A 10,366-nucleotide genomic window follows, 5' to 3' on the forward strand; every position below is an offset into this window, starting at 1 on the left:
TATTAAGGATTATTTCTCTGTTTCTGATGATGAGTAGCACCTATTTTGTTACTTATGCCAAGATTTCCGCTGGCACGACCTGCGGCACACTTGGGCAAGCTGGCTAGTCCAGCAGGGTACACCCCTAGCAGCGCTAAAAGAAATGGGCGGCTGGGAAAGTATCGAAATGGTGCAAAGGTATGCCCACCTGGCACCGGAACACCTTTCGCAACACGCCAGATTGATTGATTCAGACCTACGCCCCGGAGTCGAGTTAGTCCAAAATTTGTCCAAAGTGCCAGAGAGTATACAGACAAGAAAAATCGCAAACCAACTTAACTAGCTGATTTGCGATTAGAATTATGGTGCCGGCGGCAGGAATCGAACTCGCGACCCCCTGATTACAAGTCAGGTGCTCTACCAACTGAGCTACACCGGCAAGAAGCGGAGAATTATGCCGATGTTGCGTGCATTTGGCAAGTGGTGCGGCAAAAAAATGGGAGAAGCGTGGTTTTGCAGCAACTTGGATAGGGGTTAAGAATAGAGTAGAGCAGCAAATGTTTTCAGGTAGCCTGTTGCGGGAACAGGCTACCTGAAAATATGGTTGCGGCGCTGAAGCGGCAGCAGACTAACCGGTGAGCTGTTTGGTAATCAGTTTTTTCACCGGTGGCAGGTGGTTGCTCAGGCGCAGTACGGTATTGCGCAGGAATTTGGCGGGCGGTGTTTCGTTGGTGAAGAGTTTCACCACGAAGTTCGTGCCGTGATACAGTGCGCGGGTGTGCAGGATGTGTTTGGCTTCGTATTTTTCCAAAAGCTTGGTGTCGGCGATGTCTTGGCCGGAAGCGGCAGCCTGCACGATGAGGCCGGCCAGGATGTCGGCGCTGGCGAGGCCAAGGTTGAAGCCGTGGGCGGTAACGGGGTGCATGCCCACGGCGGCGTCGCCGATGAGGGCGGTGCGGCGGGCGGAGAAGCGGCGGGCGTGTACGCCAACCAAGGGATAGGTGTGGATGCTGCCGGCCGGGGTCATCTTGCCGAGCTGGCCTTGCAGATGTTGCTCAAGGTCGGCGGCCAGTGCTTCGGGGCTGAGCTCGGTGATTTCGTGCAGGCGGCGGTTGTCGATGGTGATGACGCAGTTGGTCATGTGTTCGCCAAGCGGCAGCAGGGCGATGGTGCGGCCATAGCTGAAGCATTCGTAGGCAGTGTTTTCGTTGGAGGTGGTGTGCGAGAAACGAGCCACGAGCACGGTGCGGCCGAAGTCGTGCATGTCGGCGGAAATGCCGGCCTGGCGGCGGGTTTGCGAGAAGCGGCTGTCGGCGGCGATGAGCAGGCGGGCGGATACGGTGTCGCCGTTGTCGAGCAGGATGCTCACGCTCTCTTCGCCGTTTACGGCTTCCTGCACTTTATGGCCGGTGAGGAAATGGACGTTTTCATGCTGGCTGGCGGCTTGGTAGGCAGCGCGGCGGATGTCGTGGTTGGAGATGAGGAAGCCGAGCTGGCCTTTGCCGTCGGTGGGCGGAGGGAAGTTGAGGGTGTAGGGGGAGCTGCCGTTAATCACTTTGGCGGCTTTGAGCGGGTAGATGCCTTCGGCGGGAATGTGCTGCCACAGGCCGAGTTTTTCCATGATGCCACGCGAGGGGTGGGTGAGGGCGATTTCGCGGCCGTCGTAGGGCGGGTTGGCCAAAGTTTCCTGGCTGCTTTGCTCAATGAGCAGGATGTTCAGACCGCTGAGTGCGGCTGCGGCGGCGAAGCTGAGGCCGGCCGGGCCGGCGCCGATAACGACGATATCGCAAGTGTGCTGCATGGTGAAGCTCCTCTTGGGGTGGCAGGAAAATAGGTTGTGCCGGATTATACCGCAAGTATGCGGGCGGCTGCGGGGCAGTGTGGCGAAACTGGTTTCAGGTAGCCTTTACGAGGGGTTAGGCTACCTGAAAAATAGATAGATTGGCATTGCCATGTTGCAGCATGAAGTTTCAAGTTTTCAGGTAGCCTATTTGCAATCAGGCTACTTGAAAATTGTGTGGTGGTATTCGCTGGTGCTGCTTCGGTTATAAAATAGCTGGGTGAAAAAATGAAATCAGATATGGAGCCGGATCATGGACAAACAGGATACGCAAAAGCTGTTGCAGCAATTGGGTAAGGAGACAAAGCGGCGGCAGGAAGAGGCTGCGGCGCAGGCTAAGCGGCAGCGTCGGGACGAGCCGGATTTTGCGGCGGCAGTGGGCAAGGTTATGCCGCTGAAAAACAGTAATCGGGTGGCTGCGCCGAAAGACAATAAGCCTTTGAAGCGGCGGTTTGATGTGATGGAATGGGATGAGGAGGAATATTTCTACGTGAGCGCTGACAGCGAGCACGAGCCGCCACGTTCATTTTGCAAAAACGGCCGCGGGCAAGACGACATCCGCCGCCTGGTGGCCGGGCATTGGCCGTGCGTGGGGCGTTTAGATTTGCACGGTTGCACACGCGAGGAGGCGCAGCGGAAGTTGAGCGAGTTTATTGAGGAAGTGTTGCGGCGCGGGGTGTGCGCGGAAATCGTGCACGGCAGCGGGCTGGGTTCGCACGGCTTTGTGTCGGTGTTGAAAAGCTTGGTGCGCCGCTGGCTGATGGCACATCCGGAAGTGCTGGCTTATGCCGAGCCGCATGGTGCGAACGATGGGGCGGTACTCATTTTATTGCGCAAACGGCGCACGGGGTAGGCGTTTCTGTTTTGTTGTTTTATGTATAAGCTATCCCAGGCTGTTTTCGGATGATTTTTTAGGCAGCGGGGTGCTGGAACAGGGTTTGTGCCTTGAAGAATAAAGGCTTTAAAAGCCTGAATAAAAACGTTGCCAATCAGGCGCAAGACTGTTAATATTCCACGGAAATACAGAGTGTTGCAGCATTGTCGGCGCGGTGGAAATTTTCGGAAAACAACAGTTTCCCGGTTCGGCTATTTAAGCATATGCTTTTATGGCCGATTTTTACTGTGTTGCCAAACGAAAAAGCGAAGCTCATTGATTAACCCAAGTAAAGAGGATAAGGATTTATGTCTGCCGAAAAACATGATATCGACCCGATTGAAACCCAGGAGTGGTTGGATGCGCTCAGTTCCGTGCTAGAAAACGAAGGCTCGGAGCGGGCGCATTTTCTGTTGGAGAACCTGGTGCGTTACACCCGCCGCCGCGGCGTGCACCTGCCGTTTAGTGCTACCACTGCGTATCTGAACACCATCCCGGTCGGCAAGGAGCAGAAATCGCCCGGCAATCAAGAGCTGGAACACCGCATCCGCGCCGCCATCCGCTGGAACGCCGCCGCCATGGTGCTGCGTGCCGGTAAAAAAGATTTGGAATTGGGCGGCCACATCGCTTCCTTCCAGTCTTCCGCTACTTTGTATGACGTGGGCTTCAACCACTTCTGGCGTGCCAAAGATGAAGCTGCCGGTGAAGAAGGCGATTTGATTTATGTTCAAGGCCACTCTGCTCCCGGCATTTATTCCCGCGCCTTCGTGGAAGGCCGCCTGAGCGAAGATCAGCTGAACAACTTCCGCCAAGAAGTGGGTGGCAACGGCCTGCCGTCTTATCCACACCCGCACCTGATGCCTGATTTCTGGCAGTTCCCCACTGTATCCATGGGCTTGGGTCCGTTGATGGCGATTTACCAAGCCCGCTTCCTGAAATACTTGGAGTCTCGCGGCCTGGCCAAAACCAAAGGCCGCAAAGTATGGTGCTTCTGCGGCGACGGCGAGATGGACGAGCCGGAAAGCCAAGGCGCTATCGCTTTGGCTGCCCGCGAAGGCTTGGACAACCTGATTTTCGTTATTAACTGCAACCTGCAGCGCTTGGACGGCCCGGTGCGCGGCAACGGCAAAATCATCCAAGAACTGGAAGGCAACTTCCGCGGCGCAGGCTGGAATGTGTTGAAAGTGATTTGGGGTCGCCGCTGGGATGGCCTCTTGGCACGCGACACCAACCACGCCCTGAAACAGCGCATGGAAGAATGCCTGGATGGCGACTACCAAACTTTCAAGTCCAAAGACGGCGCATATGTTCGCGAACACTTCTTCAACACGCCCGAACTGAAAGCCCTCGTGGCCGATATGTCGGACGATGAAATCTGGGCCTTGAACCGTGGCGGTCACGACCCGCACAAAGTTTATGCCGCTTATTATGAAGCCGTAAACAACGCCGACGGCCGCCCCACTGTGATTTTGGCCAAAACCATCAAAGGCTACGGCATGGGTGCATCCGGCGAAGGCCAAAACGTTGCCCACCAAGCCAAGAAAATGGACGTGAAGTCGCTCAAACAATTCCGCGACCGCTTCGGTATTCAGGTAACCGACGAGCAAATCGACAGTGGCGACTTGCCCTACTTCCGCTTTGCTGAAGACAGCCCGGAAATGCAATACCTGCGCGAACGTCGCAACGCCTTGGGCGGCTACTTGCCGGCACGTAATCCGAACAACGAAGCCCTGCCGATCCCGGCTCTGGAAACCTTCGACGCCCAGCTGCAATCCAGCGGCGATCGCGAATTCTCCACCACCATGGCTTTCGTACGCATCTTGGCTGCCTTGCTGAAAGATAAGCAAATCGGCCGCCGCATCGTGCCGATTGTGCCTGATGAGAGCCGCACCTTCGGTATGGAAGGTATGTTCCGCCAATACGGTATTTGGAACCCGAAAGGCCAGCAGTACACCCCGCAGGATAAAGACCAGCTGATGTTCTATAAAGAATCCGTTGACGGTCAAATCCTGCAAGAAGGTATTAACGAACCCGGCGCGATGGCAGACTGGATTGCTGCGGCAACCTCTTACGCCAACAACCGCTATGCGATGATTCCGTTCTATATTTACTACTCAATGTTCGGTTTCCAACGTGTCGGCGATTTGGCTTGGGCTGCCGGCGACATGCACGCCCGCGGCTTCCTCTTGGGCGGCACTGCAGGCCGTACCACCCTCAACGGCGAAGGCCTGCAACACGAAGACGGCCACAGCCAATTGCAAGCTGACCTGATTCCGAACTGCGTCGGCTACGACCCCACCTTCCAATACGAAGTGGCTGTAATCGTACACAACGGTCTGCAACGCATGTATGTGGATAACGAAGACGTATTCTTCTACATCACCCTGATGAACGAAAACTACGCCCACTCCGCCATGCCGCAGCGCAAAGGCATCGAGCAGGAAATCCTCAAAGGCATGTACTTGTTCCGCGAAGGCGGCAAAGGCGACAAACGCGTTCAGCTGATGGGCTCCGGCACCATCCTGCAGGAAGTGATCCACGCTGCCGATTTGCTGAAAAACGATTTCGGCGTAGAAGCCGACATCTGGTCTTGCCCCTCGTTCAACCTGCTGCACCGCGAAGCCATCGAAACCGACCGTTGGAACCGCCTGCATCCGGCTGCCGAGCAAAAGCTGCCTTTCGTTACCCAGCAGCTGCAAGGCCATGCCGGCCCGGTTGTAGCTGCTACCGACTACATCCGCAGCTTCGCCGACCGCATCCGCGCCTACATCCCCAAAGAAAACGGCGACTATGTAGTGCTCGGCACCGACGGTTTCGGCCGCTCCGACAGCCGCGCCAACCTGCGCAGCTTCTTCGAAGTAGACCGCTACCATGTGGCTGTGGCCGCGCTGGACGCTTTGGCCAAACAGGGCAAAGTGGGTAAAGACGTGGTGCAGAAAGCCATCGAGAAATACGGCGTTCAAACCGAAGTTGCCCCCAGCTGGAAACGCTAATCCCGGCCTGAAGTTTTCAGGTAGCCTTGCCCCCGCGGCAGAGGCTACCTGAAAAACAGAAAAGGAAAATATGAAACCCTTATTCGTTGTATGCTCCGTCGCCTTGCTGGCTGCTTGCGCTTCCAATGCGCCGGTGGTGCAGGAAGAAAGCACCAGCTACGACAGCAGCACCCAAGCACGTGTGCGCCTTTACGGCCAAAACCAAAAGCCCACCATTATGGTGAGCGGCATCGACTGCGAAGCCGAAGATCGGCGAGCCCGCCGCGGCCATAAAGTGAACGTGGGCGGCAGTTTGGGTGATGCATTCGGCTCGTTTGCCGGTACGGCCAGAAGTCGCAGTTTGGGCATAGCCGAAACCGAACACAGCAAGAACATCGGACAAATGAACGGTATCCTCTCGCGGGCATTTTTCCGCGAGTATGCAGTGCCGGCCGGCAAAGCCGTGAACGTACAGGCCGCCTATATCGGCTTGCGGAATGTGATGGAAGGTGCTACCGAAACCGTCATCCAACACGAAGGCTCGTGCAACACCCGCATGGCTTCATTCGTGCCCCAAGCCGGACATGATTACGAAGTGATCGGCCTGCAAGGCGAGCGTTGTGCCGTGGCCGCATATGAAGTCGGCACACAGGGCGAGCTGAAGCCGGTGGAATTGCAAGACGCGGTCAGCTGCCGAAGAAGGCGTTAATTAACCAATCCAACCGAATACCAAAAGGAACTCTTATGAGTATTGTAGAAATCAAGGTCCCCGATATCGGCGGACACGAAAATGTAGATATTATTGCCGTGGAAGTCAAAGCCGGCGACACGATCGCGCTAGACGACACACTGATTACCCTGGAAACCGATAAAGCCACCATGGACGTGCCTGCGGATGCGGCCGGTGTCGTGAAAGAAGTGAAGGTGAAAGTAGGCGACAAAGTCTCCGAAGGCGATGTGATTGTACTGGTGGAAGCCGCCGGTGCAGGCGCTGCTGCCGCTCCGGCTGCCGCACCCAAGGCCGAAGCCGCTCCCGCACCTGCTGCGCCCGCCGCAGCTCCGGCCGCCGCCGCCAATGTTCAGGTAGCCGTGCCCGATATCGGCGGCCACACCGATGTGGACGTGATTGCTGTGGAAGTGAAAGTGGGCGACACCGTGGCCGTAGACGACACCCTGATCACTCTGGAAACCGACAAAGCTACTATGGATGTGCCTAGCACCGCTGCCGGCACCGTTACCGCCGTTTACATCAAAGTGGGCGACAAGGTGTCTGAAGGCAGCATCATCATCGACGTAGCCGCTGCCGGCGCACCTGCCGCTGCTGCTCCCGCCGCGGCCGAAGCGCCCAAAGCCGCTCCCGCGCCTGCTGCAGCTCCGGCTCCTGCCCCTGCTGCGCCTGCCGCTCCGGCTACCGCCGCCTATGGCAGCGCACCCGTGAACGAAGCCGGTTTCGCCAAAGCCCATGCCGGCCCCTCCGCCCGCAAACTGGCGCGCGAACTGGGCGTGGATTTGAGCTTGGTGAAAGGCAGCGGCAATAAAGGCCGCATCACCAAAGACGACATCAAAGCCTTCGTTAAAGCCGCCATGCAGGGCGGTGCAGGCAAGCCTGCAGCTGCCGGTGCTTCTTTGGGCGGCGGCTTGGATTTGCTGCCGTGGCCGAAAGTGGATTTCGCCAAATTCGGCGAAGTCGAAGTGAAAGAGCTCAGCCGTATCAAGAAGATTTCCGGCCAAAACCTGTCGCGCAACTGGGTAATGATTCCGCACGTTACCGTACACGACGAAGCCGACATGACCGAGCTGGAAAGCTTCCGCAAACAGCTCAACAAAGAGTGGGAGCGCGAAGGCGTGAAACTCTCGCCATTGGCTTTCATCATCAAAGCCAGCGTGGCCGCGCTCAAAGCCTTCCCCGAGTTCAACTCCTCGCTCGACGGCGACAACCTGGTGTTGAAAAAATACTTCCACATCGGCTTTGCCGCCGACACCCCCAATGGCTTGGTGGTGCCTGTGATTAAAGATGTGGATAAAAAAGGCCTTAAAGAAATCAGCATCGAGCTGGGCGAATTGAGCAAAAAAGCCCGCGAAGGCAAGCTCAAACCGCAGGAAATGCAGGGCGCTTGCTTCACTATTTCCAGCCTAGGCGGTATTGGTGGCACCGGCTTCACCCCGATTGTGAACGCCCCCGAAGTAGCCATTTTGGGCATGTGCAAATCTCAGATGAAACCGGTGTGGAACGGCTCCGATTTCGAAGCCCGCCTGATGTGCCCGCTCTCCCTGTCGTTCGACCACCGTGTGATCGACGGCGCCGCCGGCATGCGCTTCACCGTATTCTTGGCTAACCTGCTCAAAGACTTCCGCCGTATTTCCCTGTAAGCGTTTGGGCATGATTAAAAGGCTACCTGAAGATTTTCAGGTAGCCTTTTTGTTGTTACGGTGCGAGGCAGGTAGTCTGTAGGTAAATAGGCTATCTGAAATCTTGTGGCATTCGGGTGAAATATCCAGCAGGTTTAATCGAGCAGCAAGCGGCGTAGGATGTTTTCGTAGATGGCGGAGAGGCGGGGGATAGCATCGATCTCGATGTGCTCGTCGATTTGGTGGATGCTCTCATTCACCGGGCCAAGCTCAATTAGTTCGCGGGCAATGGTTTTGATGAAGCGGCCGTCTGAGGTGCCACCGCCGGTGGAGAGTGTGGCTTGAATGCCGCATTCTTCGGCAATAGCGGCTTGGGCGACCTGGGTGAGGCGGCCGGCCTCGGTTAGGAAGGGTTGGCCGGAGAGCTGCCATTGTAGGCTGTAATGTAGATGGTGTTTCTCCAAGATGGCTTCTACCCGGCGTTGCAGGCTTTCGGCATCGGATTCGGTGGAAAAACGGAAGTTGAACTGGACGGATAGCTCGCCGGGGATAACGTTGGTAGCGCCGGTGCCGGCGTGGATATTGGAGATTTGGAAGCTGGTGGGCGGAAAGTAGGCGCTGCCGTTGTCCCAATGCTCAGTGGTGAGCTCGGCCAGAGCGGGGGCGGCAAGGTGGATGGGGTTGGCGGCGAGGTGGGGATAGGCGATGTGACCTTGTTTGCCGTGGATGGTGAGGCTACCTGAAAGTGAGCCGCGCCGGCCGTTTTTGATGGTATCGCCGAGGGTGTGCTCGGCGGTAGGCTCGCCAACGATGCAGTAGTCGATATACTCGCCGCGTGCACGTAGGGTTTCCACCACGCGCACGGTACCATCTTTGCCGTCGCCTTCTTCGTCTGAAGTAATCAGCAGGGCGAGGCTACCTGAAAATTGTGGATGCTGTGCAATAAAGCGTTCGCAGGCGGTAACGAAGCAGGCGATGCTGGTCTTCATATCGGCTGCACCACGCCCGTAAAGTTTGCTGTTGCGTTCGGTGGGCTGAAACGGCGGAGATGCCCATGCTTCGGTAGGGCCAGGCGGAACAACATCGGTATGACCGGCAAAACACAATAGCGGCGCACCGCTGCCGCGCCGTGCCCACAGGTTTTGTGTACGTCCGAATGGCGTGGGTTCAATAGAAAAACCAATGGCGCGCAGGCGTTCGGCAATGATCTCTTGGCAGCCATGATCATCCGGAGTAACGGAGGCTTGGGCGATAAGCTGTTTGGCTAGCTGGAGGGAGGTGGTTTTGGACATATGGGCAGAGCTTGGAATAGATAGTGATGAGGCTGGGTTATAGCGGGTTTGCTGGAATTTGCCAAGTTATAAGTAGCCTGTACAGAGAGGGAAGGCTACCTGAAAATTAAGCAACACGATTCAAAGCTATTGATGAAACAGCTTTCAACACATTTATTTTCACTGATGAATGAAACAGCTAGCCAATATTATGCACAAATAGGGAATATTTTCGGCGAAATAGCTTGACTTGAAAATTAAGCCTGACTATAATTCAAAACTTCACAGCGCACCCGTAGCTCAGTTGGATAGAGTATCTGGCTACGAACCAGAGGGTCGGGCGTTCGAATCGCTCCGGGTGCGCCACAAGATTTCTCCGCGCCCATCGTCTAGCGGTTAGGACATCGCCCTTTCACGGCGGTAACCGGGGTTCGATTCCCCGTGGGCGTGCCAGATTTTGGTAAACTCTTACTATAAATATAGTAAGAGTTTATTTTTTATCTCTAAAAGTTAACAGGTTAGTATGCCCCTTCTTCTGTTAATTTGCCTTTTATCGTTTGTTCTAGGTAGTTCGCGTTCTGTTCGGCTTTTACGATGGTTACATTGGATTTGCATCAGCGATTGCATTAGGCCGATCAATAAAATCCCTCAAAATCTTGCTTATGCTGCAATTGCCTTCTTCAATTTATTGGAGAAGGGTTTTATCATGGCTTCAATTCGGTAAAAAAACAAATAGCATATGGTTTGCCCAATTGCGTTATTGTGCAATCGACAGTTTGCCTGTGATTAAGCGGTCGGTTTTCATTTTCATGCAAAATAGTAGCAGGAACATAAGCAAATAAAATTGAGACTGAATGGTAGACTATGCGCTTTGGCGGTTGTTCCAAATATTCTTTGTGCCTAAGTTATACAGGCATTGCATTGAGCCCCAGAGGGGAAAGATTTTAATTGTGGAAAAGTATAGATATCTATTCAGTAAAAAGGCTACCTGAAAATTTTAGCTTCGCAGAAACTGCGTTGCATTATGTTTGGGGCTGTACTAGATTAGCCCTAAATTCCACACCAATCCCGCAAGGTTTTT

The 10,366-nt window shown here is 55.2% G+C and carries 6 protein-coding genes, 3 tRNA genes and 1 pseudogene; 7 read left to right on the plus strand and 3 right to left on the minus strand.

The genetic code is table 11. The features are described from left to right. Positions 1–61 precede the first annotated feature (61 nt). Positions 62–322 (plus strand): annotated as a pseudogene (locus tag ACO6EE_RS09140) (tyrosine-type recombinase/integrase); the annotation flags it as partial. Positions 323–342: 20 nt separating this feature from the next. On the opposite strand, the gene ACO6EE_RS09145 reads toward ACO6EE_RS09140, so the two are convergent. Beyond that, positions 343–418, minus strand: a tRNA-Thr gene (locus ACO6EE_RS09145). A 189-nt stretch (positions 419–607) separates the two neighbouring features. After that, complete coding sequence (gene ubiM, locus ACO6EE_RS09150) at positions 608–1,780, minus strand: 5-demethoxyubiquinol-8 5-hydroxylase UbiM (protein ID WP_485960726.1); 1,173 nt, start codon at positions 1,778–1,780, stop codon at positions 608–610. 292 nt (positions 1,781–2,072) lie between these two features. Between ubiM and ACO6EE_RS09155 the strand changes: the two genes are divergently transcribed. The 4 genes from ACO6EE_RS09155 to aceF all read left to right on the plus strand — a co-directional run bounded on the left by ACO6EE_RS09155 (position 2,073) and on the right by aceF (position 8,035). Beyond that, positions 2,073–2,672, plus strand: coding sequence for a Smr/MutS family protein (locus ACO6EE_RS09155; RefSeq protein ID WP_485960727.1), 600 nt, complete (start codon positions 2,073–2,075; stop codon positions 2,670–2,672). Between the two features lie 329 nt (positions 2,673–3,001). Continuing rightward, positions 3,002–5,686: a pyruvate dehydrogenase (acetyl-transferring), homodimeric type gene (aceE, locus tag ACO6EE_RS09160; RefSeq protein WP_485960728.1), complete on the plus strand. Its 2,685-nt coding sequence runs from the start codon at positions 3,002–3,004 to the stop codon at positions 5,684–5,686. 70 nt (positions 5,687–5,756) lie between these two features. Beyond that, positions 5,757–6,374: a hypothetical protein gene (locus ACO6EE_RS09165; RefSeq protein ID WP_485960729.1), complete on the plus strand. Its 618-nt coding sequence runs from the start codon at positions 5,757–5,759 to the stop codon at positions 6,372–6,374. Between the two features lie 35 nt (positions 6,375–6,409). Continuing rightward, positions 6,410–8,035, plus strand: coding sequence for a dihydrolipoyllysine-residue acetyltransferase (gene aceF, locus ACO6EE_RS09170; RefSeq protein ID WP_485960730.1), 1,626 nt, complete (start codon positions 6,410–6,412; stop codon positions 8,033–8,035). Positions 8,036–8,169: 134 nt separating this feature from the next. Here aceF and dapE read toward each other — a convergent pair whose 3' ends face one another. Then, entirely contained in the window at positions 8,170–9,306 is a 1,137-nt protein-coding gene (dapE, locus tag ACO6EE_RS09175) for a succinyl-diaminopimelate desuccinylase (protein WP_485960731.1), read from the minus strand. Positions 9,307–9,574: 268 nt separating this feature from the next. Here dapE and ACO6EE_RS09180 point away from each other — a divergent pair. Continuing rightward, positions 9,575–9,651, plus strand: a tRNA-Arg gene (locus ACO6EE_RS09180). A gap of 12 nt (positions 9,652–9,663) precedes the next feature. Continuing rightward, a tRNA-Glu gene (locus tag ACO6EE_RS09185) sits at positions 9,664–9,738 on the plus strand. The last annotated feature ends 628 nt before the right edge of the window (positions 9,739–10,366 follow it).

This window comes from Eikenella sp. (assembly GCF_057315495.1).

Coding starts and splice junctions, on each gene's coding strand:
- ubiM (WP_485960726.1), bottom strand. CDS start 1,780: ATGCAGCACACTTGCGATATCGTCGTTATCGGCGCCGGCCCGGCCGGC.
- ACO6EE_RS09155 (WP_485960727.1), top strand. CDS start 2,073: ATGGACAAACAGGATACGCAAAAGCTGTTGCAGCAATTGGGTAAGGAG.
- aceE (WP_485960728.1), top strand. CDS start 3,002: ATGTCTGCCGAAAAACATGATATCGACCCGATTGAAACCCAGGAGTGG.
- ACO6EE_RS09165 (WP_485960729.1), top strand. CDS start 5,757: ATGAAACCCTTATTCGTTGTATGCTCCGTCGCCTTGCTGGCTGCTTGC.
- aceF (WP_485960730.1), top strand. CDS start 6,410: ATGAGTATTGTAGAAATCAAGGTCCCCGATATCGGCGGACACGAAAAT.
- dapE (WP_485960731.1), bottom strand. CDS start 9,306: ATGTCCAAAACCACCTCCCTCCAGCTAGCCAAACAGCTTATCGCCCAA.